This window comes from Streptomyces tritici (assembly GCF_048500665.1).
Lineage (GTDB): Bacteria > Actinomycetota > Actinomycetes > Streptomycetales > Streptomycetaceae > Streptomyces > Streptomyces tritici.
The window spans coordinates 1163638-1184963 of the sequence record NZ_CP183183.1; the positions used below are offsets into that span (position 1 = coordinate 1163638).

The 21326-nt window shown below is 75.2% G+C and carries 21 protein-coding genes; 9 read left to right on the forward strand and 12 right to left on the reverse strand.

The window, feature by feature from the left end; translation table 11 throughout:
• The first annotated feature begins 9 nt into the window (after positions 1–9).
• From ACNJ93_RS05420 to ACNJ93_RS05430, 3 genes are read left to right on the forward strand one after another with little or no spacing between them, the layout of a single operon-like run.
• Positions 10–684: a TetR/AcrR family transcriptional regulator gene (locus ACNJ93_RS05420; protein WP_418956179.1), complete on the forward strand. Its 675-nt coding sequence runs from the start codon at positions 10–12 to the stop codon at positions 682–684.
• Positions 663–1976: a HEAT repeat domain-containing protein gene (locus ACNJ93_RS05425; RefSeq protein WP_418956180.1), complete on the forward strand. Its 1314-nt coding sequence runs from the start codon at positions 663–665 to the stop codon at positions 1974–1976. Before ACNJ93_RS05420 ends, ACNJ93_RS05425 begins: the two co-directional genes overlap by 22 nt.
• Positions 1977–1994: 18 nt before the next feature.
• Complete coding sequence (locus ACNJ93_RS05430) at positions 1995–2690, forward strand: ArsR/SmtB family transcription factor (RefSeq protein WP_418956181.1); 696 nt, start codon at positions 1995–1997, stop codon at positions 2688–2690.
• A gap of 50 nt (positions 2691–2740) precedes the next feature.
• Here the strand turns inward: ACNJ93_RS05430 and ACNJ93_RS05435 are convergent, their stop codons facing one another.
• Positions 2741–3346, reverse strand: coding sequence for a TetR/AcrR family transcriptional regulator (locus tag ACNJ93_RS05435; RefSeq protein WP_418961315.1), 606 nt, complete (start codon positions 3344–3346; stop codon positions 2741–2743).
• A gap of 169 nt (positions 3347–3515) precedes the next feature.
• On the opposite strand from ACNJ93_RS05435, the gene ACNJ93_RS05440 reads away from it, so the two are divergent.
• Positions 3516–4454 carry a DMT family transporter gene (locus ACNJ93_RS05440; RefSeq protein WP_418956182.1) on the forward strand — a complete coding sequence of 313 codons (939 nt, stop codon included), beginning with the start codon at positions 3516–3518 and terminating at the stop codon, positions 4452–4454.
• A gap of 78 nt (positions 4455–4532) precedes the next feature.
• Complete coding sequence (locus ACNJ93_RS05445; RefSeq protein WP_418956183.1) at positions 4533–5243, forward strand: DsbA family oxidoreductase; 711 nt, start codon at positions 4533–4535, stop codon at positions 5241–5243.
• A gap of 8 nt (positions 5244–5251) precedes the next feature.
• Here ACNJ93_RS05445 and ACNJ93_RS05450 read toward each other — a convergent pair whose 3' ends face one another.
• The 3 genes from ACNJ93_RS05450 to ACNJ93_RS05460 form a co-directional block, all read right to left on the reverse strand.
• The gene (locus ACNJ93_RS05450) at positions 5252–6346 is read right to left on the reverse strand and encodes a zinc-binding dehydrogenase (protein ID WP_418956184.1); all 1095 of its coding nucleotides are present in this window, start codon (positions 6344–6346) and stop codon (positions 5252–5254) included.
• A 137-nt stretch (positions 6347–6483) separates the two neighbouring features.
• On the reverse strand, positions 6484–7875 hold the full coding sequence (locus ACNJ93_RS05455) for an aldehyde dehydrogenase family protein (protein WP_418956185.1): 1392 nt from the start codon (positions 7873–7875) through the stop codon (positions 6484–6486).
• Between the two features lie 109 nt (positions 7876–7984).
• A complete protein-coding gene (locus tag ACNJ93_RS05460; protein WP_418956186.1) occupies positions 7985–8527 on the reverse strand; it encodes a DUF3574 domain-containing protein in 543 nt (180 codons plus the stop codon).
• A gap of 201 nt (positions 8528–8728) precedes the next feature.
• Between ACNJ93_RS05460 and ACNJ93_RS05465 the strand changes: the two genes are divergently transcribed.
• A complete protein-coding gene (locus ACNJ93_RS05465; protein WP_418956187.1) occupies positions 8729–9229 on the forward strand; it encodes a GerW family sporulation protein in 501 nt (166 codons plus the stop codon).
• Here the strand turns inward: ACNJ93_RS05465 and ACNJ93_RS05470 are convergent.
• From ACNJ93_RS05470 to ACNJ93_RS05500, 7 genes are all read right to left on the reverse strand, one after another.
• Positions 9213–9842, reverse strand: a complete 630-nt coding sequence (locus tag ACNJ93_RS05470) for a sortase domain-bontaining protein (RefSeq protein WP_418956188.1) — start codon at positions 9840–9842, stop codon at positions 9213–9215. The genes ACNJ93_RS05465 and ACNJ93_RS05470 overlap by 17 nt on opposite strands.
• Positions 9829–10593 (reverse strand): hypothetical protein, encoded by a 765-nt coding sequence (locus ACNJ93_RS05475; protein WP_418956189.1) that lies wholly within the window; start codon positions 10591–10593, stop codon positions 9829–9831. The genes ACNJ93_RS05470 and ACNJ93_RS05475 overlap by 14 nt, the downstream gene beginning before the upstream one ends.
• A gap of 156 nt (positions 10594–10749) precedes the next feature.
• Positions 10750–12201, reverse strand: coding sequence for a CitMHS family transporter (locus ACNJ93_RS05480; protein WP_418961316.1), 1452 nt, complete (start codon positions 12199–12201; stop codon positions 10750–10752).
• A gap of 119 nt (positions 12202–12320) precedes the next feature.
• A complete protein-coding gene (locus tag ACNJ93_RS05485) occupies positions 12321–12944 on the reverse strand; it encodes a TetR family transcriptional regulator (RefSeq protein WP_418961317.1) in 624 nt (207 codons plus the stop codon).
• Positions 12945–12963: 19 nt separating this feature from the next.
• A complete protein-coding gene (locus tag ACNJ93_RS05490) occupies positions 12964–14499 on the reverse strand; it encodes a hypothetical protein (protein WP_418956190.1) in 1536 nt (511 codons plus the stop codon).
• Positions 14496–15242 carry a hypothetical protein gene (locus ACNJ93_RS05495; protein WP_418961318.1) on the reverse strand — a complete coding sequence of 249 codons (747 nt, stop codon included), beginning with the start codon at positions 15240–15242 and terminating at the stop codon, positions 14496–14498. Before ACNJ93_RS05495 ends, ACNJ93_RS05490 begins: the two co-directional genes overlap by 4 nt.
• 146 nt (positions 15243–15388) lie before the next feature.
• Entirely contained in the window at positions 15389–17500 is a 2112-nt protein-coding gene (locus ACNJ93_RS05500; RefSeq protein ID WP_418956191.1) for a right-handed parallel beta-helix repeat-containing protein, read from the reverse strand.
• Between the two features lie 150 nt (positions 17501–17650).
• On the opposite strand from ACNJ93_RS05500, the gene hmgA reads away from it, so the two are divergent.
• Both hmgA and ACNJ93_RS05510 read left to right on the forward strand, forming a co-directional pair.
• Complete coding sequence (gene hmgA, locus ACNJ93_RS05505; RefSeq protein WP_418956192.1) at positions 17651–18985, forward strand: homogentisate 1,2-dioxygenase; 1335 nt, start codon at positions 17651–17653, stop codon at positions 18983–18985.
• 29 nt (positions 18986–19014) lie between these two features.
• Positions 19015–19764, forward strand: a complete 750-nt coding sequence (locus ACNJ93_RS05510) for a GntR family transcriptional regulator (RefSeq protein ID WP_418956193.1) — start codon at positions 19015–19017, stop codon at positions 19762–19764.
• A 64-nt stretch (positions 19765–19828) separates the two neighbouring features.
• Here the strand turns inward: ACNJ93_RS05510 and ACNJ93_RS05515 are convergent, their stop codons facing one another.
• A complete protein-coding gene (locus ACNJ93_RS05515; RefSeq protein WP_418956194.1) occupies positions 19829–19999 on the reverse strand; it encodes a hypothetical protein in 171 nt (56 codons plus the stop codon).
• Between the two features lie 86 nt (positions 20000–20085).
• Here ACNJ93_RS05515 and ACNJ93_RS05520 point away from each other — a divergent pair, with 86 nt between their 5' ends.
• A complete protein-coding gene (locus ACNJ93_RS05520) occupies positions 20086–21300 on the forward strand; it encodes a type ISP restriction/modification enzyme (RefSeq protein WP_418956195.1) in 1215 nt (404 codons plus the stop codon).
• The last annotated feature ends 26 nt before the right edge of the window (positions 21301–21326 follow it).

The following is a 21326-nucleotide window of genomic DNA, read 5'->3' on the forward strand; positions in this document are numbered from 1 at the left end:
CCGCCTACTATGTGCGCCATGGCCCGACCGCGCAAGCCCCTCCTCAGCCGAGACCTGATCGTCGAGACGGCGGCGGCGCTCGTGGACGCGGAGGGCCTCGCGGCGCTCTCCACCCGGCGGCTCGCGGCCGAACTGGGCGTCAGCGGCCCCTCCCTCTACAACCACTTCCGCACCAAGGACGAGATCCTCGACGCGGTCGCCGACGCGGTCAGCGCGCAGATCGACCTGTCGATGTTCGACGAGACCGACGGCCGGGACTGGCGCACGGCCCTGCACGACTGGGCCGTCTCCTACCGCTCCGCCCTCGCCGACCACCCGCACGTGGTGCCCCTGCTCGCCGAGGGCCCGGGGCGCCGCCCGGCCGGCCTCAAGGTCGCCGACGCGGTCTTCGGCGCGATGGTCCGCGCCGGCTGGCCGCCGGCCCAGGCCACGTCCATCGGCGCACTGATGCGCTACTTCATCACCGGCTCGGCCCTCGGCTCCTTCGCCGGCGGCTTCGTCGACGACGCGTCCGCGTACGACCCGGCCGACTACCCTCACCTGGGGCAGGCCCACCTCCTGGCGGAGCGCCAGGAGGTCGTCGACGAGCGGGCGTTCGAGACGGGGCTGACGGCGCTGCTGGACGGGCTGGCGCTGCAGTACGAGACGGGGGTACGGGGACAGTGGGCGGGGCGGAGTTCCTAGCTGCCGTACGAGGCGGGGACGCGGAGGAGGTCCGGCGGCTGATCGAGGCGGGCGCGGACCCGGACACGGCGGCGGAGGACGGCCTGCCGGTGCTCTGCTCGGCCGTGGCCGCGTACCAGGCGGACGTCGCCGAGGCGCTGGTGGAGGGCGGAGCGGACCCGCTGCGCGTGCTCCCGGACGGGACGACGCCGCTGCTGCGGGCGATCGGGGGCGGCTCGCCGGCGATGTTCGCGGCGCTGCGGGGACACGGCTTCGGGCCGCGCATCCGGGGGCCGCAGGGCGCCCGGGCGCTGGCCCTGGCACGGGACCTGTACGAGCGGTGCGCGGGGGCGGCCGGCGAGCGGGTGCGGGTGGCGGACGGCGAGTACAGCCACGTCGACGAACTCACGCTGGACGGCCGCCGGGTGCGGGCCGGGCACGGCGCGATCCTGACCGAGCTGGAGTGGGCGCTGCGCGTCCTGACGCCGGTCGAGGAGCTCGCGGAACGGGCGGGCGCCGATCCGGAGCACGCGAACTGGTGGGCGGTCCTGCACGTACTGGGCGGCCGGCGCAGCAGGCAGACCTGGTCCGCCGTCGCGGCGCTGCGGCACGATCCCGACCCCGTGCGCCGCCGGTTCGCGGTCGACGCCCTGCGCTACTTCACGCTGTCGCGGGGCAGCAGCATGCACGACTACGGGAAGGAGACCGGCGAACTCTTCGCCGTGTGGGCCGCGGAGGAGACGGACGGCGAGGTCCTGGCCGAGCTTCTGGCCGCATGGGCGTGCGACCACGACCATCCGGACATGATGACGGTCGGGCTGCGGTACGCCGGCCATCCGCATCCGGGCGTGCGGATGGCGGCCACCTCGTGTCTGCACGAACAGCCCCTCGACCCGCGGGCCCGTGCGGTACTGCTGGTTCTCGCCCGGGACGGGGACGCCGGAGTGCGCGCCGGCGCCTGCCGCACGCTCGGCGAGACGCACGAGGGCTTGCCCGAGGTCCGGGCGGCGCTGCTCGCGCTGGCGCGCGACCCCGACGCGAACGTGCGGTGCAACGCGGCGGACGTCCTGGCCGCATGCGACGACTTCGATCCGGCCGTGGCGGACGCGCTGTTCGCGCTGATGGACGAGGAGGACCAGCTCGCGCGGGTGATCGCCGGCCACGGCCTCTCCCGGCGCGACGATCCCCGCACGTACGAGGCGATCCGGCGGGTCGGACCGCTCGAGCCGGGCATGGAGCACGACCACCGGTGGAGCCGGCTGTGGCAGTGGGAGTGGGAGCGCAAGAACGCTTCGGCCGCGGCCGAAGCGTGAGCGGGGCATCCTGAGGCCATGGCCTCCCGTGAACTCGCCGCCTTCGCGTCCCTCTTCGCCGACGAGACCCGCGCCGCGTTCTGTCTCGCCCTGCTCGACGGGCGGGCCTGGACCGCCGGGGAGCTGGCGCGGCACGCGGGGGTCGCGGCGTCGACGGCCAGCGAGCACCTGGGCAAGCTGATCACCGGCGGGCTGCTGGCCGAGGAGCGGCAGGGGCGGCACCGGTACGTGCGGCTGGCCGGGCCGGCGGTCGCGCAGCTCGTGGAGGACCTGGCCGCCGCCGCGGGCCCGGCCGCGCCGGAGGCGCCGCGGTCGCTGCGGGCCGCGAGCGCGGGGCGGGCGCTGGCGCGCGGCCGTACCTGCTACGACCACCTCGCCGGCCGGCTGGGCATCGCGATCGCCGACGCGATGACGGGGCACGGACTGCTGCGCCAGGACACCGGGTTCGCGCTCACCGACCGGGGCGTGGCCTGGTTCGGGGAGCTCGGGATCGCGCTGCCGGCCCATGGGCGGCGGCCGCTGGCCCGCGGCTGCCTCGACTGGACCGAGCGCCGGCCGCATCTCGCCGGGGCCGCGGGCGCGGCGCTGTGCGCGCACGCGTTGCGGGCGGGGTGGTGCGTACGGATCGGCGGCGAGCGGGCGGTGAAGGTCACCGCGGACGGCGAGCGGGCGCTGCGCGAGACGCTGGGCATCGAGCCGTCCGCGCTGCGCTGACCGTCGTCGGCCGTTGCGCCGGCCGTCTCCGGTCGCCGCGCTGAGCGTCGTCAGTCCGTCAGCAGGCCCCGGGCGAAGCGGGCGAGGGAGTCCGCGATCCGCTCGTGCGAGAGCCCGCGCTCGAAGCGCTGGAAGCGGTAGAGCTCGGGCGCGAGGGGGCTCAGCGCGAGGTCGATCGCGGCGTCCGGGTCGGGGACCCCGGCCTCGGCGAGCAGGGAGCGGACGTGCACCCGCCAGAACCCGTACGCGCCGGTCGCGAAGCGGGCCGGCCCCGTCTCCGCGCCCAGCGCGAGCGGGAGGTGCTGCCGCAGCAGGTCGAGCATCGCCCCGTAGAACGCGGCCAGCCGTTCGGCGGGAGGCGCTCCCGGGCCCAATGGGGGCGGCCCGTAGACGAGTTGCTGCTGGAGCCGGCGGTCGTGCTCGTCGAGGAGCGCGAGCGCGATCGACGAGGGATCGGGGAAGCTGCGGTAGAGCGTGGCCCGGCCGACGCCGGCCGCCTTCGCGACGGCGTCCATGGTGACCGTCCCGGGGTCACGCTCGGCGAAGAGCCGCTCGGCCGCGGCCAGGATCTGCTCGCGGTTGCGCACGGCGTCCGCCCGGCGGCGCGGTGCGGGCCCCGCCGCCCCGCTCCGGCCCGGCTGTTCTTCCTCACCCATGGCCCCGGCCTTCTCGCTCATGGCCCCGACCTTAATGCCCTCACCCACACCCTCACCCGACAAGTGGACACCTTGTCCGTTTGACTCGACCGTGGCAGTCTAAGTGGACACAGCGTCCACTTATCCAGCGGTGCGGGGCGACGCCCGCCCGTGCCCGGGGGAGATTCAGATGCACACCGCGCTTCTCGCCGCGGCCCTGCTGGTGGGCTGCCTCCTCGCCGTCCAGGCCTCGGCGAACCTCCAGCTCACCAAGGCCGTCGGCACCCCGTACGGGGCCTCCGCCCTCCAACTCGCCCTCGCCGCCGCCCTGCTCACGGTCCTCGCCGCGGCCGCCGGCGCGCTCGGGGCCCTCGGCCGGCTGCCCGACGTCGACGGCCCGCTGCTGCTCGGCGGGCTCGCCAGCCCGCTCTACATCACCAGCGGCATCCTGCTGTTCCCCCGGCTCGGCGCGCTCGCGGCCGTGGGGCTGTTCGTGACCGGCCAGATGTTCGCCTCGCTCGCGCTCGACCTGTTCGGCCTGCTCGGCCTGGTACGCCGCGAGCCGAGCGCCTGGGTGCTGCTGGGCGCCCTCGCGGTCCTGGCCGGGATCGTCGTGATCATCCGGGCCCAGAGGGCCGCCGGAGCAGCCACGGGACCGGCGCTCTCCCGCGCCGGACGCCGCGGCTGGCCGGCGCTCGGCCTCGTCGCCGGGGCGGTGCTGCCGGTCCAGGGGGCCGTGAACGCCCGGCTGCGCGCCCGGCTCGACGAACCGCTGGCCGTGGCGGTGGTCAGCTTCACGGTGGCGACCCTGGCCATCGCCGCGGTCCTGCTCGTCCTGTACGCCACGGGACGCACCCCGCGGCCGCGGCTCGCGCCGCTGCGCGGGATGCCGTGGTGGGGCTGGCTCGGCGGGGCCTGCGCCGCCGCCTACGTCACCGGCACGTTCCTGCTCATCCCGGCCGTCGGGGCGGCCGTGACCGTCGCGCTCACCGTGACCGGCCAGCAGCTCACGTCCGCCCTGATCGACCATCGCGGCCTGTTCCGGCTGCCCCGGCGGGCCCTGACCCCGCCCCGCGCCACCGGCCTGGGGCTGCTCCTCGCCGGCTCGCTCGCCATCCAGCTCGCCTGAGCCCGGCGGCCCTTTGAGCCGCTCGGGCCCGCGCCCTCACGGACCCGTCATCCCGCCCATTCCTCCGAGGAGTACGTCATGTCTCGCATCAGCGTCCCGACCCCGCCCCCGGGCGTCATCGTCGTCCACTCCGACATCTGGTGCTCGTTCGCGCACATCGCCGTGCACCGGCTGCACACCACCCGCGCCCGGCTCGGCCTGGAGGACCGGGTCCGCTTCGATCTGCGCGCCTTCCCGCTGGAGCTGCTGAACGACGCCCCGAGCCCGCGTCCGGGCACGGACAGCGAGGTGGCCCGGATGGCGAGCCTGGAGCCCGGCGCGGGCTGGCAGCTGTGGCAGGCCAAGGACTGGCTGTACCCCTCGACGACGCTGCCCGCCCTGGAGGCGGTGCTCGCCGCCAAGGAGCAGGGGCTGCACGCCTCGGAGCAGCTCGATCTGGGGCTGCGCCGTGCCTTCTGGGCCGAGTCGCGGTGCGTCAGCAACCGGAAGGTGATCCTCGACGTGGCCGCCGCCACCGGGGCGGTCGACGTCGCGGCGCTCGCCGAGGCGCTCGACGACGGACGGGCGCGCGCGGAACTCTCGTCCCACGCCGCCCTGTCCGCCACCGACGCGGTCGTCTGCAGCCCGCACCTGTTCCTGCCGGACGGCACCGACCACGCCAACCCGGGGATCTCCGTCGGCTGGCAGGGCTCGTACGGGATCGGCTGGCCGGTGGTCGAGAGCGACGACCCCACGGTGTACGAGGACCTCCTGCTGCGGGCCGCGGCGCCTGAACCCGCGGCGGTCTGAGGCGAGGCTCAGTCCCCGTGCGGCGGGAAGACGACCAGGGCCCGGCCGCCCTTGCCGGCCAGCATGTTGTCGAAGGCGCCGGGGATGCCGTCGAGGGTGATCCGCTCCGTGACCAGCGCGCCCGGGTCGAGGCGGCCGGCCCGGATGTGCGCGGCGAGGACCGGCAGGTCGCGCGCCGGGTCGGAGTTCCCGTAGACGCAGCCGGAGAGGGTGCGGCCCCAGTGGAACAGTTCCAGCGCGTGGAAGGTGACCTGCTGGTCCTTGCCGCCGATGCCGACGACGGTGGTGCGTCCGCCGCGCCGCGTGGAGTCCCAGGCGGCGCGGATGGTGGCGGCGCGGCCGACGCACTCGACGGCCACGTCCGCGCCGAGCCCGCCGGTCAGCCGCCGGACGTCCTTCGCGGTGGCCTCGGAGGCCAGGACGAAGTCGGTCGCCCCGGCCGCTCGCGCCAGGGCCTCCTTCCCGGGCGACACGTCGACCGCGACGATCGGGCCCGCACCGGCGATCCGGGCGGCCTGCAGGGCGGCGAGCCCGACGCCGCCGACGCCGAGGACCACCACCGACTCGCCCTCCCGGACCCGGGCGGAGTGGTGCACCGCGCCCCAGCCGGTGAGCACCGCGCAGCCCAGCAGCGCGGCGTCCTCCAGGGACACGCCCTCCGGGGCCGGCAGCACGCAGTCGGCCGCCACCACCGTCTCCTCGGCGAAGGCGGCGACGTTCAGGCCCGGGTGCAGCTCCCTGCCGTCCTCGGCGACCGCGTGGACCCGTCCCGTCCCGGTCAGCGCGTCGGCGCAGAGCCACACCTCGCCGATCGCGCAGTGGTGGCAGGAACCGCAGGAGGGCGCCCAGTTGAGGACGACGGCGTCGCCGGGCGCGACGTGCGCGACGCCCTCGCCGACGGACACGACCGTGCCCGCGCCCTCGTGACCGAGGATCGCGGGAACCGGTATGCGCATGGTGCCGTTGGACAGGGAGAGGTCGGAATGGCAGACCCCGGCGGCGGCCAGGCGCACCCGTACCTGCCCGGGGCCGGGCTCGGGCAGCTCCACGCCGGTGATCTCCAGCGGGGAACCGACGGCGGGCAGAACGGCGGCGCGGACCACGGGCGTACTCCTCGGGGACGTGACGGCGATGCGGGTCGATGGGTCCGGTCGGAACCGGTCCGGTTCCGACCAGGGTCGGGAGTGACCAGATCCCGTCCGGAAAGGGTCCGATCCGGTCCGGAAGGGGCCCGATCCGGTCAGAACTGGAGCGACTTCGTCTGCAGGTACTCGGCAAGGCCGTGCGCGCCGAGTTCCCGGCCCACGCCCGACTGCTTGTAGCCGCCGAAGGGCGCCAGCGGGTTGAAGCGGCCGCCGTTGATGTCGACCTGGCCGGTCTCCATCCGGCGGGCGAAGGCGGCGGCCTCCTCCTGCTCGCCCCACACCGCGCCGCCGAGGCCGTACTCGGTGCCGTTGGCGATCGCGAGGGCCTCGTCCTCGTCCTCGTACCGCATGATCGACAGCACTGGGCCGAAGATCTCCTCCCGGGCGATGGTCATCTCGGGGGTGACGTCGGCGAAGACGGTCGGGGACACGTAGTAGCCGGTCTCCAGCGGCGCCTCGGGCCCGCCGACGACGAGCCGCGCGCCCTCCTCGACGCCCCGGGCGATGTAACCGCGCACGCGCTCCCGCTGCTTGGCGCTCACCAGCGGGCCGAGGCGCTCGCCCGGCCGGTACGCGGCGGCCGCCTCGGCGGCGAGCGCGACGGCCTCCTCGTACCGCTCGGCGGGGACGAGCATCCGGGTCCAGGCGCTGCACGTCTGGCCGGAGTTGGCCATGACGTTGGCGACGCCGGCGGAGACGGCCTTCGCCAGGTCGGCGCTCGGCAGGATCACGTTGGCGGACTTGCCGCCCAGTTCGAGCGCGACGCGCTTGACCGCGCCGCCGGCCACCGCGCCGATCCGCCGGCCGACGGCGGTCGAGCCGGTGAACGAGACCAGGTCGACGTCCGGGTGCTCGGCGAGCGCCTGACCGGCGACCGGGCCGAGGCCGGTGACCAGGTTGAAGACGCCGGCCGGGAGGCCGGCCGCGTCGACGATCCCGGCGAACAGCTGGGCGGTGAGCGGGGTGTCCTCGGCCGGCTTCACCACGATGGTGCAGCCGGCGGCGAGCGCGGGAGCCACCTTGGCAACGATCTGGTGCAGCGGGTAGTTCCAGGGCGTGATCGCCCCGACGACGCCGACCGGCTCGGCGTACACGACCGAGTTGCCGACCTTCTCCTCGAAGGGGTGGGTGGCGGCCAGTTCGGCGTACGAGGCGGCGACCGCGACCGGCAGTCCGGCGTGCACCCGGGAGGCGATCTTCGCCGGGGCGCCGAGCTCGGCGGTGACGGTGGCGGCCAGCTCCTCGGCCCGGTCCCGCAGACCGTCGCGGATCGCCCCGAGGAACGCGGCGCGCACGGCGGGCGGGGTGGCGGCCCAGCCGGGGAGCGCCGCCCGGGCCGCGCGGACGGCGGCGTCGACGTCCTCGGCGGTGCCGGCGGGCACCTGGCCGATGACCCGCTCGCCGACGGGGTCGACCACGTCGAGGGTCTCGGCCGAGGTGGCGGGACGCCAGGCTCCGTCGATGTACAGGGCGTCGTGGGCCTTCATCCGCTGCTCTCCTTCGTCGCGGGCGCCGGGCGCCGCGTCGCGTGGCGCCGGGGCCCAAACTAGCGCTGATAGTTTTCGCGCGCCAGGGGCCCCGGACGTGCGCCGCGTCTCAGAAGTCCGCCCGGACGGGCAAGTCGACCCGGCCCACCGACTCCTGCCCGTAGGCCCGCTCGTACGCCTCGCGGACGCGCTCGATCAGCGGATCGCGCGCCCCGGTCTCCGACTGCGGGTACAGCAGGACCAGTTCGTAGCTGCGCTCCCTCTCGATGGTGCCGTTCCGGTCCCGCCACTGTCCACGGCCGTCCTGGACGGTGAGCCCGTCCGGGAAGCGCGGGGTCACCTCCTGGTCGACGAAGGCCCTGAACTGGGCGTCGGTGACGGCCGGACCGCCGTCGGGACGCTCGGTGCCGAACAGCAGCCGGGTCTCCCGGTACGCCTTGCCGCGGACGGTGGCGGCGGAGACCGCGCCGCCGGCCGTCTCCGGCGCGGTCGGCTCGCCGCCGAGGGTGGCGTACGCGGCAGGAGCACCGGCCAGCACGAGCAGGCCGCCCACGACGGCGAGGCCGAACCGGGTGCGCGGACGTTCGGGGGTCCGGGAGGGATGGGAGGCATGCGAGGCGTGCGAAGGGTGGGAGGGGTGGGAGCGGGTCATGGGGTTCCTTGTGTGACACTGTGATGACAAAGCGTCACATACTGTGGCAGTCCCGGGGCTTCCGCACGACCCCGCCCCGCCGGGGGCTTGCGGCCGGGCGCCGGGTCGGCGGCATGCTGGGAGGCGGTTCGGCCGCCCTCCCGGGCGAGACCCGGGCCGCCCCGATCGGCCCGTACGCACCGGCAGCCCCTGGGAGGCCCGATGACCGGACACGACGACAGCACCGCGCAGGACCCCACCGCGCGGGACAGCACGGCGCACCACAGCACCGAGCCGCCCGCCGAGCTGGCCGCACAGGTCCCCCGCCGGGCCTCCGAGACGACGGCGGCGATCCTGGAGCGGCTGGCCGAGCGGCTCGGCGGCAGGGCCTCGGTCGACACCGTCTTCGGCGAGCCGGTGACCCGCGACGGCCTCACCGTGATCCCCGTCGCCGAGGTCGCCTACGGCTTCGGCGGCGGCACCGGCGCGGACGCGGACTCCGAACGGACGGGCGGGGGCGGCGGGGGCGGGGCGGCCGCCAAGCCGCTGGGCTTCATCGAGATCGCCGAGGGCGTCGCCGTGTACCACCCGATCCGCCGTCCCTGGACCGAACTGGCGGCCCCGGTGGCGGCCGTCCTCGTGGCCGTCCTGGTGACGAGGACGGCGCGCGCCCTCGCCGGCCGTTCGGCGGGGCGCGGCCGGCGGCTCACCTCTCGCGGGTGACCTCCGTGAGGTGACCGCGCACGTCGACGGCGGAGCCGGCGTCCACGGCGATCACCCGCACGCGCGGGGCGCCGCGTCCGCCGTCCGTGGCGGGGAGGTGCTGCAGGGCGTGGGCCCGCACCTCGTCGACGGTGAACACCGCGGTGAGGCCGTCGGCGCGGGTCAGCCGGACGGTGTTGCCGCGCTGCAGGGCGGCGAGTCCGTGCAGGACCGACGGCGCGGTCCCGGACCCGCCGGGCCCCACCACCACGGCGGTGCCCGGTTCGCCGGGGCTGGGCCCGTGCGCGTGCCAGCCGACGGAGTCGGGGTCGCGCAGCTCGGCGACGGCGGGCGGGGCGGCGGCCGCCCGGGGCAGGGCGACGACCGGCGCCTCGACGGTGATCCCGGGCAGCGAGAGCAGGGTCGCCCGGGAGCGGCCGAGCGGGGCGGGTCCGGGGCCGGGGCCCGCCTTGTGGTCGGATCGGGCCTCGGTGGACGTACCGGCGGTCTCCCCCGGCCCTTCGCCGAACGACCACCAGACAGCCGCGGCGAGGACGGCGCCGAGCGCGGTCGTACGGACGAGCCGGGTCCGGCGGCGCCGCCCGGACGCGGGCCGGGCGTTACGCGGGCTCATCGTCGCGGCGCCGGGTGCGGTGGGCGAGGACGAGTCCGGCGATGCCGGCGAGCAGGGCGGCGATGCCCGAGCCGAGGCCGAAGAGCGTGCTGTCGTCGGCCGGTTCGTCGGCGGCCGTGACCGGGCCCCGGTCCTCCAGGGAGCCCGCGAGCTCGACGGGGGCGGGCGCGGCGGCCGCACGGGCGTGCGGCGGGGCGGCGTTGCCGTTCTTGGCCTCGGCGCCGCCCGCACCGGCCGTGCCGCCCGTGTCGGCCGCGTCGGGGCAGGAGACGGTGAACGCCTTGTGGGTGCCGACGCCTCCCGCGCCCGCGCGGGTCCAGCCGAGCCGGTAGGTCCCGTCGGGCAGGGCGAGCCGGCTGGACTGGCCGCTGCCGCCCGCGAGGCCGATGCGGCCGGCGACGGAGTGGCCGTCGGCCTCGTGGGGTTGCGGGGCGATCGTCCAGGACACGGAGCCGAGGGCGTCGAAGCCCGTGGCGGCGAGATAGAAGGCGCAGACCGTGGCCTCGGAGCGCGGATCGTCGTACGGGGTGCCGACCCGGTGGATCCGTACGTCGCCGCCCTCGCCGGGGACGGGCGCGGGAGCCACGGCGGCGGGTGTACCGGCGGCGGGGGTGCCGGAGGCGGGGGCCGGGACGGCCGCGCACACGGCGAGGGCGGCGGCGGCAGCCGCGGCGGTGAGCGCGCCGCGGGACCGCAGGGGGCCGAGGGGCTTCGTGGGGCGGGCGGGGGGACTCGGGGGACGGACGGACATGCGGAATTCCTCCAGCCGTGGGGACGTCGGATGGATCAACCGGTGATCTGACTATCCGTCACAGAAATGTGACGGAGGGTGGCCGCACCGGCGCCACCCTCCGCAGTCCGCCCGTTCGGCCGATGGCCGAGCGGATTCACCCCCTCCCCGGGGCGGTCACACGATGCCGAACAGCAGCCCGGCGGCGAGAACGACGAGCGACGTCAGCGCCGCCCACTTCACGGTGAAGCGGGTGTGGTCGCCGAACTCGACCTTGGCCATGCCCACGAGCACGTACACGGCGGGCACCAGCGGGCTCGACATGTGCAGCGCCTGGCCGACGAGCGAGGCGCGGGCGATCTCCAGCGGCGAGACGCCGTGCGCGGCGCCGGCCTCGGCGAGGACCGGCAGCACGCCGAAGTAGAAGCCGTCGTTCGACATGAAGTACGTGAGCGGCAGGCTCAGCACGCCCGTGACCAGGGCCATGTGCGGGCCCAGGCCGTCGGGGATCGCGCCGACGAGCCAGTCCGCCATGTGCTCGACCATGCCGGTGCCGGTGAGGACGCCGGTGAAGACGGCGGCGGCGAAGACCATGCCCGAGACGTTGAGGACGTTGTCCGCGTGGGCGGCGATCCGCGCCTTCTGGTCCGCGACCTTCGGGAAGTTGACGGTGAGCGCGAGGGCCGCGCCGAGCAGGAACAGCACCGGGATCGGCAGCAGTTCGAGGATCATCGCCGCGAGCAGGACGACGGTGAGACCGGCGTTGAACCAGTACAGCTTCGGGCGCAGGGTGGGACGGTTCGGGTCGAGGCCCTGGAAGCCGCCATCGTCGCCGTCCTCGCCGTGCTCGCCGTCGGCGCCCTGGGTGTTTCCGGACCCCTCCGGGGCCTCCGGGAGGCCGCTGCCGCCCGTGGGGGCCTTGCGCGCCGCGCCGGGGCGCTCGCCGTCGCCCGGAGCGCCCGCGGCGACGAGCACGGTCTCCGACTCCGGCTCCAGCGCCTCGTCCAGCGTGAGGTACCCGATCCGCTTGCGCTCGCGCAGGCCCAGGACGTACGCCAGGCCGAAGACGAACAGCAGGCCGACGCCGAGCGCCGGGATCATCGGGACGAAGATGTCGGCGGCGTCCAGCTTGAGCGCCGTGGCGGCGCGGGCGGTCGGACCGCCCCACGGGAGGGTGTTCATCACACCGTTGGCCGTCGCGGCCACACCCGTCATCACGACCAGGCTCATACCGAGGCGCTTGTACAGCGGGTACATCGCGGAAACGGTGATCATGAACGTGGTCGAGCCGTCGCCGTCCAGCGAGACGATCGCGGCGAGCACCGCCGTACCGACGACCACGCGCATCGGGTCGGCCTTGCAGAAGCGCAGGATGCCCCGGACGATCGGGTCGAACAGCCCGACGTCGATCATCACGCCGAAGTAGACGATCGCGAACATCAGCATGGCCGCGGTGGGGGCGAGCTTGCCGACGCCCTCGATGACGTAGTCACCGAGCTGCGCACCCTGTCCGACGAAGACGCAGAAGAGCGCGGGGATGAGGACGAGCGCCGCGATCGGCGACATCTTCTTCATCATGATCAGGACCAGGAAGGTCGCGATCATGCCGAAACCGAGGACGGTCAGCATGGGGGACACCTCACGTTCACCTTTGAACTCCGCCGGAGCGGCGGTCCGGATGACCGTAGGTGCCGTCGTCGCCCGCCAACAAGACGTCGGGCCGTGAGCAATAAGAGCAAAACCCCAGGTCAGGCGAGTACCGGCCCGAGGTAGGCGTGCAGCAGCCGCCGTGTCTCCATGATCAGCGCCCGGTCGCCGGACGGGTCGGTGCGGAAGGCCAGCTGGAGGAGCGCGTCGGTTGCCTCCACGCCGACGAGGACCTGGCGGCGCAGGGCCGCGTCGGCGGTCCGGCCGAGGTGCTCGGCGAGCAGGTCGGAGAGCCGGTCGGCGACGAGCAGGTTCGGGTCGGCGGCGCCGGCCTCGGCCGGGGCCGGGACGCCGAAGTCGACGAGCCCGAAGCCGGGGACGGTGCGCTTCATGGCGATGTACTCGTCGAGGACGGTGTCGATCGTGTCGTACGGGCCGGTGGCCGGGCGGGCCGCGAGGCGGGCGGTGATCCGCTCGGTGTAGCGGTCCAGGTTGCGGTGGGCGAGGGCGTCGGCCATGGCCCGCTTGTTGCCGAAGAAGCGGTAGACGGAGCCGATCGGGACGCCGGCGCGCAGGGCGACGGCACGGGTGCTCAGCTGCTCGTACCCGGTCTCGTCGAGGAGTTCGGCGCAGGCGTCGAGGATCCGGGCCAGCCGTTCGGCGCTGCGCTGCTGGACGGGCGCGCGCCGGAGGGAGCGGGGGTTCTGCTGGGACACGGGGTCCATCATGCCGGTCCGGTCCGGGTCAGGCGATGAGCAGGCCGATGCCGCCGAGGGTGTACACGATCATCAGCAGGAACAACGGGAGTTGACCGGCGACCGCGCGGGCGGGCGGGAAGAGCCGGACGGCGCGGTCGTGGGCGGCGACGACGCCGAGGACGTGACCGGTGACGACCGCGGCGATCTGAAGCGCGGCGAGGCCGCCGGGAGCCAGGGGCGGGGCGGGCGCGGGGGCGTTGTCAGTGCCGAGTGCGAGCATGACGGTGCGTGGTCCTTCGGTGACGAAGAGCGAGAAGTAGTGCGCGACGAGATAGCCGAGCGCGATCGGCAGGAGGGAGTGGGCGAATGCGGTGAGCGGGGCGAGCGGGGGGCGCTGCGGGGCGGTGGCTGCGGGCGGGGCGGTGGCTGCGGGCGGGGTGGAGACGGCGGGCGGGGCGGAGACGGCGGGCGGGGCGGTGGCCGCGGGCCGGTCGGCGGTCGCGGAGAGGTCGGCGGTCGCGGGCCGGTCGGCGGTCGCGGGCCGGTCGGCGGTCGCGGGCCGGTCGGCGGTCGCGGAGAGGTCGGCGCATACCGGCGGGGCGGCACGTACGGGCAGGGCGGAGGGCGCAGGCGGGTCGGCGAGGGGGCGGTCGAGCAGGCGCAGGGCTCCGGCGCAGAGGCAGTAGAGGGCGGCGACGAGGGCGACGGCGCCGAGGAGTCCGAGGGTCGCGGCGGCGCTGCGGCCGAGGGAGGAGGTCTGGACGGCGGCGATCCAGCGCGGGGAGTCGGAGAAGCCGTCGTACGCGGTGGAACCGAGGAGCACGCAGACGGCGGCGACGAGCCCCGGGCCGGGCGGGGTCGCGTCGAGGCCGTGCAGGGGGTTGCGCAGCACGAGGCGGCCGTCGGCGCGGCGGCCGAGAGGGGAGAGCCGGGCGAGCAGTTCGGAGTAGACCTCGAAGGGGTCGGCGCGGGCGAACCAGTCGGGGCCGTGGCGGGCCGCGCCGAGGAGGTGGACGAGGGTGTGGGCGCCGAGGAACACGAGGAGGGTGGTGGTGGACGCCCGGTCGGGGGCGACGAGTTCGAGCCAGGTGAAGAGGAACAGGCCGGCCGCGGCGGGGCGGATCCCGAGGCGGGCGGGGAGCGGACGGGGCGGCCGGCGGCGGGCGGGAAGGAGGGCGGCGCCCGTCGCGTAGAGGGCGCGCAGGGGGCTGCAGAGCCGGCCGACGGGGCCGAAGAGGAGGGAGGCGGGGACCAGGCCGACCCACAGGAGGACATAGACCGCGCCCGGGGCGGGACTGTCCTCGGGGTCGGCCGGGCCGAGGAGCAGGACGAGAAGGAGGGCGAGCAGCCCGGCCGCGCCGAGCGCCCGCAGCGCGGTGCGGGTGGCGCGCGCGTCGGCCGCGCGCTGGAGCACGGCGGGCAGGGGGCGGCCGGAACGGTCGCCGCGGAGACGGGAGTCGGACCAGAGCAGGCCCAGGGCCAGGAAGGAGACGAGCAGGGCGGCGAACGCGCCGGCGTAGGCGTAGAAGGGCGGGACCGGCAGGTCGTGCTGTGTGCCCACGCCGTGGGCGAGCACGGTCATCGCACCGCCAGCTGGGTCAGCAGGAGCCCGGTGTCGTGGGTCTCGACCTCGAAGAGGCCGGTGCGGTCGGCGATGAGGGTGAGGACGGCGGACTCACCGGGGCGGAGCGGGAGTTCGCGGTCGTAGCCGTGAACGTGCAGGGTGTCGGCGCGGTCGCTGGTGACGCGGAGGGTGAGCCGTTCGCCCTTCTTCAACTCGATGCGGGACGGAGGTGGTTGGACGGAGGATCCGGTGACGGTGATGGCGACGGTACGGCCGGGGGCCGGGGCCCCGGCTGTGGCCGCCGTGCCCGGGGCGAGGGCGACGGTGGTCTCGACGGGGCGGCCGTCGACGGCCCAGGCCGTGTGGTCGTCGGCGTGCAGGCGGACGGTCAAGCCGCGCGCCCCGGGCGGGACGTACGCCCAGGGGCCGTAGAGCCGGGCGGTCTCCTTGCCGTCGACGAGGAGCCGGGCGTGCCCCCGGCCGGGGACGGCGGCGCCGCCGGTGCTCTCGGGGGTGAACCGGAAGCGGCTCACATGGAGCCGGAGGTTCCAGCCGCCCTCGGCGTCGGGCCGGACCTCGGCCCGGACGGCGGGCGCACCGGCGGCCGGGACCTCGCGGAGCCGATGACCGCTGCCGTCCCGCGCGTCGAGGAGCGTGCCGGCGCCCCCGGTTGCCTCCTGGTGGCTGGTGCCAGGCTTGTGGTGCGTGGTCGCCCGCCCGCCACACGCGCCGAGCAACAGCACGGCCAGGGCGAGGACCAGGGCGGCGACGGCCCGGGAACGCCGGGCGTCCCTCCGCCCGAGGTACCGGGCTGCGGGGGCGGCCTCGTCGCGGGCCGCGGCGGATGAGCGAACCAGGACCGACGCGCAGGCCGGACCGTCCCCGCCGGTCCGGGCGACGGGGCGGGTCACGAGGCGGCCCCGTCCGCCGTCGCGCCGGTCGCGGTGACCTCGCCCGTCGCCTCGCCCGTGGCCGTGGCGGGCTCGCCTGCCGAGCCTGCGCGCCGGGTCGGAGCTGCTGCTGCGGCCAGGGCCCACAGGAGCCAGGCCGTGGCGAGGAGGGCGCGGAGCCAGGCGGGGCCCAGGGGGGTGCCCGGGATCATGAGGACCGCCTTGTCGAAGGCGTCCAGCAAGGTCAGGGCGCCCAGGAGCACCGTGGTCCAGGCGAACACCGGGCGGGCCGGGCGCAGGCGGAGGCCGAGGACGGTCCACCACAGGCCGGTGAGGAGCAGGGCCAGGGCGGGGACGGGGCCGGCGGCGAGGTCCCGGGTGGAGCCGGCCACGTCCAGCGCCAGTCCGGCGAGGCCGGCCGCGGTGGCGAGCGCGGCCACCCAATCACCGGGCAGCCTGCGCCGCCACAGGGCGAGGCCGACCAGCGCCAGGACGGCCGCGCAGCCGAGCGCGAGCTGCGTCTCGACGCGCTGGAGGCCCCGGGCGCCGTACCAGTCGCAGCCGGCCGGCAGCCGCCGGGCCTGCACGTCGTAGTCGGCGCAGACCAGCAGGTGGGCCAGTTTGGCGGGCTCGCCGACGAGCCGGGCGCTGCCGCCGGCCACCGCGCCGAGCCGCTTGCCGCAGGCCGGCAGGGTGAGCGGGGTGGAGGCCCCGGCGTCGCCCTGCCAGCAGTTGCCGCCGCCCTGCCCGTCCCACCAGACGTCGATGCGGTTCGGCCGGGCGTTGCCGGACCGGTCGACGCCGAGCCGGTTCCCGGCGTACCTGTTGTGGTGCGAGGTGTCGGTCTGCTTGCCCCAGGCGGACTCGCCGCGGATGAACGCGGGCACGGCGCTGAGGAAGAAGGCCGCGTTGGTGTGCCCGTAGACCCAGTTGTCCTCGTACCGGTTCCAGTTGCCGCCCGCGGTGATGATGCCGGTGCCGGGCGGCATGGAGATCTGGGGGCAGACGACGCCCTGTTCGTAGCCGCGCTCGACCGGCGGCCTGGCGCAGGTGCCGTCGGCGACGTACCGGTAGTAGTTCTGGTTGTTGTCATGGATGAGGTTGCGCTCGAACCGGGCGTGGTTCTGCGGGAGTCCGGGGTGGCCGGGGAAGGCGGAGTCCATCGACGCCCCGCCCATGTTGTGGTCGAACTCGTTGTCGTGGACGTACACGGAATCGCCCGCCGTGCCCGAGTAGCCGACCATGTTGTGATGGCTGCGACAGCCGGTGATCTCGATGGAATACCGAGGGACCTCGTAGCCGCGGCCGTCGTTGATGTCCGAGGCCGAGCCGGGGTAGATGCCGGAGTCGCCGTTGCCGTACGACTCGCAGTTCTTGTAGAGCCCGTGGTCGGAGGCGAAGGTGAGGAAGCCGTACTCGTCGTTCCAGCGGGTGAGCACGTCGTCGATGACGAAGCCGTCGGCGGCGAGCACGTACAGGGAGTTGAACGTGGTGCGCTGGGCGGTGAAGTTGCGGAAGTAGATCCCGTCGGAGCCGTCCGCGCGGATCGCGTTGAGCTTGGCGTACCTGGCGTCGATCACCACGTCGAGGCGTGAGGCGCCGGTGCCCTCGATCTGCAGGTTCTTCTTGCCGAGGATCGCGACCAGGTTCTGGTTGTGCGGGCACTGCTTCTGCTGCTCGTAGCTGAGGATCTGGTAGCCGAGCGCGGACTTCGGGGCGTCGAGCCGTGCGCAGGCCCCGGTGGGCGGGGGCAGGGAGGGCTCCTCCTCGTACAGGCCCGGCAGCACGGCGATGGTCATGCCGGGCCGGTCCACCGCGTCGACGGCCTGCTGGAGGTGGCGGTACCCGCTGCGCGCGCAGCGCTCGTACAGGGCGAGGTTGCGGGCCTTCAGCGGGGCGGGGAAGGCGGCGATCCGGCGTTCGAAGGCCGCCCGGTCGGTCTTGCAGACGAGCAGGTCGGGCTCCCCGGTGCGCAGCGTCGGCACGCTGCCGGAGCCGTCGGGGAAGGTGACGGGCCGTTCCTCATGGGCCTGGGCCCCGGGCGCGGCGGTGAGCACGAGACAGAGCGCGGCGGCCAGGGCGACCGCGGGCGCGACCAGGAGCCGGCGTATCCACGGGGAGCGCGACATGGCGTGAGAGTAGAGCAATGTTCATCTTCTGGAACCCCTCGTGCACGGGATTCGTCCAAGCCGTCCCCCTGAACCGTTGACGCGGCGGGCCGGGAATCCTACGGTCATACAGAGGAATACAGGAATGCGGATTCCAGGGCAGGAGCGGGCATGACAGGCACGGCCGGCACGGCGCACACGGAGCAGGCACGCAAGACCGCGGAGGCGCTGGCGTACTCCCACGGCTTCGGCAACGAGCACAGCTCGGAAGCCGTCCCGGGCGCGCTGCCGACCCGCGGCAACTCGCCGCAGCGGGCCCCCCTCGGCCTGTACGCGGAGCAGCTCAGCGGCAGCGCGTTCACCGAGCCCCGGGCGCACAACCGGCGCTCCTGGCTCTACCGGATCCGCCCCTCGGCGGCGCACCCGCCGTTCACCCGGACCGACAACGGCGCGGTGCGCACCGCGCCGTTCACCGAGACGGTTCCCGACCCCAACCGGCTGCGCTGGAACCCGCTGCCGGAGCCGGCCCCCGGCACGGACTGGCTGGCGGGCCTGTGGACCCTCGGCGGCAACGGCGACGCCGCGCAGCGCGCCGGCATGGCGGTGCACCTCTACCACGCCAACGCCTCCATGGAGCGGGTGTTCAGCGACGCCGACGGCGAGCTGCTGATCGTCCCCGAGCAGGGCGGCCTGCTGGTCCGCACCGAAATGGGCCTGCTGTCCGCCGGCCCCGGCGAGGTCGCGCTGATCCCCCGCGGCGTCCGCTTCCGCGTGGAGCTGCTCGACGAGACGGCCCGCGGCTACGTGTGCGAGAACTACGGGCAGCCGTTCCAGCTCCCCGACCTCGGCCCGATCGGCGCGAACGGCCTGGCGCACGCCCGCCACTTCCGCGCCCCGGTCGCCGCGTACGAGGACACCGAGGGCCCCGTCGAGGTGGTGAACAAGTACTGCGGCAACCTGTGGACCGCCACCTACGACCATTCCCCGCTGGACGTCGTCGCCTGGTTCGGCAACCACACGCCGTACGTCTACGACCTGCGGCTCTACAACGTCATGGGCACGATCTCGTACGACCACCCGGACCCGTCGATCTTCACCGTGCTCACCTCGCCGTCCGACACCCCCGGCCTCGCGGGCGTGGACTTCGTGGTGTTCGCGCCGCGCTGGCTGGTCGGCGAGGACACCTTCCGCCCGCCGTACTTCCACCGCAACGTCATGAGCGAGTACATGGGCCTGATCGAGGGCGCGTACGACGCCAAGGCCGAGGGCTTCGTGCCCGGCGGCGGCTCGCTGCACAACATGATGTCCGCGCACGGCCCGGACCGCGAGACCTTCGACAAGGCCAGCGCCGCCGAGCTGAAGCCGCAGAAGATCGACGACGGTCTGGCCTTCATGTTCGAGACCCGCTGGCCGGTGATCACCACCGCGCAGGCCGCGGAGGCCGACCATCTGCAGAGCCGCTACGACGACGTATGGCAGGGTCTTGAGCGCCACTTCCGGCCGTAGTGTCCCGTAGTCGTCGTACGGAGTCCCCCGTGACCGCCTTCTCTCCCGACTCGCTGGTCCTGAACCGCAAGCTGCCGCTCTGGTACCAGGTCTCGCAGTCGCTCCGCGCCTCGATACTCGGCCGCGCGCCCGACGCCTCGCTGCGGCTGCCCACCGAGGAGCAGCTCGCCGGCCACTACGGCGTGAGCGTGCTGACGATGCGGCAGGCCCTGAAGGAACTGGAGGAGGAGGGTCTGATCAGCCGGCACCGGCGGCGGGGGACCTTCATCGAGCCGGGGGCGCGGCGCAGCGCGCCGCGCCGCCTGCTCGGCTCGATCGACGCGATCGTGGCCCAGCAGTCCGGCGAGCGGACGACGGTGCTCGGGCACGGCCCCGCGCCCGTGCCGGGCGAGCTGGCCGAGCACTTCCCGGACCTCGCGGAGGTCGTCTCCTACCGCAGGCTGCGCCGCGACGGCGAGACCGGGGAGCCGACCAACTGGGCGGAGAACGCGGTCCGTCCGGACGTCGCGGAGCGGCTGGACCCGGCCGATCTGGAACGCTGGCCCATGACGAAGGTGCTGCGGGACGTGCTCGGGGTGCGGATCAGCCGGATCACGGACACGGTCGAGGCGCGGCTCGCCGATCCGGAGACGGCGGCCCTCCTGGAGGTGCCGCTGCTCTCACCGATCCTGCACTACACCGGCGTGACGTACGACGAGGACGGCCGGGTCGTGGACGTGGCCCGGATCCGCTACCGCGGCGACCGCTTCTCCTTCACGGTGACCGTCGAGGCGCAGTGAGCCGGGAAGCGCCGCTCACCGGCCGCCCGTGACCCGCCGGCAGCCCCGCCTCCGCCCGCCCGGCTCACCGGTCGACGACGTCCGCGCCGCGCTCGCCCTCGGCCTGCGAGGGTGTGGTCCGCGAGGTCAGCGGGTGGTGGGTCTGCTCCTTCTGCTGGGCGTCCATGTCCTCCTCTAGCCGTTCGCCTTCGGCCTGCGAGGGAGTGGTGTAGTCGTACTGGCTGTACCGGTTCATGCCCGCCTCCCGGGTCGGCACATATCCCCACAGAAGGAGCGTAGCCCCTCTGTGGCGAGAAGCACCGGCTGGCTAGCATCTGCTGCGTGACCAACCGGAGCCCGCACACGAGCCCTGCCGAGGAAGCGCCGCTGCTGGACGACCTCCTCCCCTGGTCCGTGGCCCCGTTGCGCCTCGGCCGCTCCTGGATCGTCGCACCGGACGTCCGCACCCTGCGGGCCCGCTGGGACCGGCTGGTCGGGGCGGAGGGCGAGGAGCGGGCGGCCCTGTTCCGGCCGAGCCGGGCGCGCACCCCCGCGACCTCGGTGGCGGCGCTGCCCGGCCAGCGCACCGGCACCGTGCGGTTCGCCCGCGAGAGCGGCCGGTGCCCCGAGCCGGTGCGGCTGGCGCACGGCCCGTTCGACGAGCAGTGGCTGCTGCCTGACCACCGGCTGATCGACTCCGGCCGCCCGGAGCTGTGGCGGGTCGCCGACGACGCCCAGCTCTTCGCCGTCGAGCAGGGCCACGTGCCGGGCGCCGCGGGCCCCGCGCTCCTGGTCACCGCGGTCCTGCCGGACGGCCGCTCCCCCGCGGGCCGGCCGGGCCGGATCCGCCCTCTGTACCGCCGCCCCGGCGGCGCGGAGCCGAATGTCGCCCCGGGCCTGCTCGCCTTCCTGGCCGGGCGGTACGGGCACGAGGTGACCGCCCCCGACCTGCTGGCCTGGGCCGTGGCCGCCGCCCGCCCCTCCCCCGCCGGCTGCCGGGTGCCGCTGCCGGCGGACCCGGAGCGCTGGGCGGCGGGCGTGGCGCTGGGCCGGCGCCTGACCGACGTCCAGCTGCGGGGCGCGCGCGGCGGCGGGAAGCCCCGGCTGCCGGGCGGGCGGCGGCCGTACGTGCGCGCGCCGATCCCCGCGCGGCCGGCCGCGCTCGCCTACGACGCGGCCGAGGAGACGCTGTCGCTGGACGGGGGCCGGATCGCACCGGTGCCCGTGGCGGCCTGGGAGTTCGCGGTCGGGGGCGTACGCGTGCTGGAGCAGTGGTTCGCGCACCGGACCGCGCCCGCCGAGCCGGGCACCCTGGAGGCGATCGGGCCGGCCGCCTGGCCGCAGGAGTGGACCTCGGAGCTGCTCGAACTGATCACGGTGCTCGCCCTGTTGGGCGAGGCCGAGCCGGAGCGGGCCGCACTGGCCGGCGGCCCGGAGCTGACCCGGGCGGCGCTGCGGGAGGCCGGGATTCTGCCCGTACCGGACCGGGCGCGCCGGCCCGCGTCGGTGCTCGACCTCCAGGAGGAGGGCCCGGAGGGGCAGTTCGCCCTGCTGTAGCCCGCGTACGGAAGGGATCCCGGCGA

Excerpts from the sequence above, each read along its gene's own strand:
- ACNJ93_RS05490 (WP_418956190.1), bottom strand. The coding sequence starts at position 14,499 with ATGACCGTGCTCGCCCACGGCGTGGGCACACAGCACGACCTGCCGGTC.
- ACNJ93_RS05475 (WP_418956189.1), bottom strand. The coding sequence starts at position 10,593 with ATGTCCGTCCGTCCCCCGAGTCCCCCCGCCCGCCCCACGAAGCCCCTC.
- ACNJ93_RS05465 (WP_418956187.1), top strand. The coding sequence starts at position 8,729 with ATGACCGGACACGACGACAGCACCGCGCAGGACCCCACCGCGCGGGAC.
- ACNJ93_RS05455 (WP_418956185.1), bottom strand. The coding sequence starts at position 7,875 with ATGAAGGCCCACGACGCCCTGTACATCGACGGAGCCTGGCGTCCCGCC.
- ACNJ93_RS05430 (WP_418956181.1), top strand. The coding sequence starts at position 1,995 with ATGGCCTCCCGTGAACTCGCCGCCTTCGCGTCCCTCTTCGCCGACGAG.
- ACNJ93_RS05435 (WP_418961315.1), bottom strand. The coding sequence starts at position 3,346 with ATGGGTGAGGAAGAACAGCCGGGCCGGAGCGGGGCGGCGGGGCCCGCA.
- ACNJ93_RS05470 (WP_418956188.1), bottom strand. The coding sequence starts at position 9,842 with ATGAGCCCGCGTAACGCCCGGCCCGCGTCCGGGCGGCGCCGCCGGACC.
- hmgA (WP_418956192.1), top strand. The coding sequence starts at position 17,651 with ATGACAGGCACGGCCGGCACGGCGCACACGGAGCAGGCACGCAAGACC.
- ACNJ93_RS05485 (WP_418961317.1), bottom strand. The coding sequence starts at position 12,944 with ATGGACCCCGTGTCCCAGCAGAACCCCCGCTCCCTCCGGCGCGCGCCC.
- ACNJ93_RS05440 (WP_418956182.1), top strand. The coding sequence starts at position 3,516 with ATGCACACCGCGCTTCTCGCCGCGGCCCTGCTGGTGGGCTGCCTCCTC.
- ACNJ93_RS05460 (WP_418956186.1), bottom strand. The coding sequence starts at position 8,527 with ATGACCCGCTCCCACCCCTCCCACCCTTCGCACGCCTCGCATGCCTCC.
- ACNJ93_RS05445 (WP_418956183.1), top strand. The coding sequence starts at position 4,533 with ATGTCTCGCATCAGCGTCCCGACCCCGCCCCCGGGCGTCATCGTCGTC.
- ACNJ93_RS05515 (WP_418956194.1), bottom strand. The coding sequence starts at position 19,999 with ATGAACCGGTACAGCCAGTACGACTACACCACTCCCTCGCAGGCCGAA.
- ACNJ93_RS05480 (WP_418961316.1), bottom strand. The coding sequence starts at position 12,201 with ATGCTGACCGTCCTCGGTTTCGGCATGATCGCGACCTTCCTGGTCCTG.
- ACNJ93_RS05500 (WP_418956191.1), bottom strand. The coding sequence starts at position 17,500 with ATGTCGCGCTCCCCGTGGATACGCCGGCTCCTGGTCGCGCCCGCGGTC.
- ACNJ93_RS05420 (WP_418956179.1), top strand. The coding sequence starts at position 10 with ATGTGCGCCATGGCCCGACCGCGCAAGCCCCTCCTCAGCCGAGACCTG.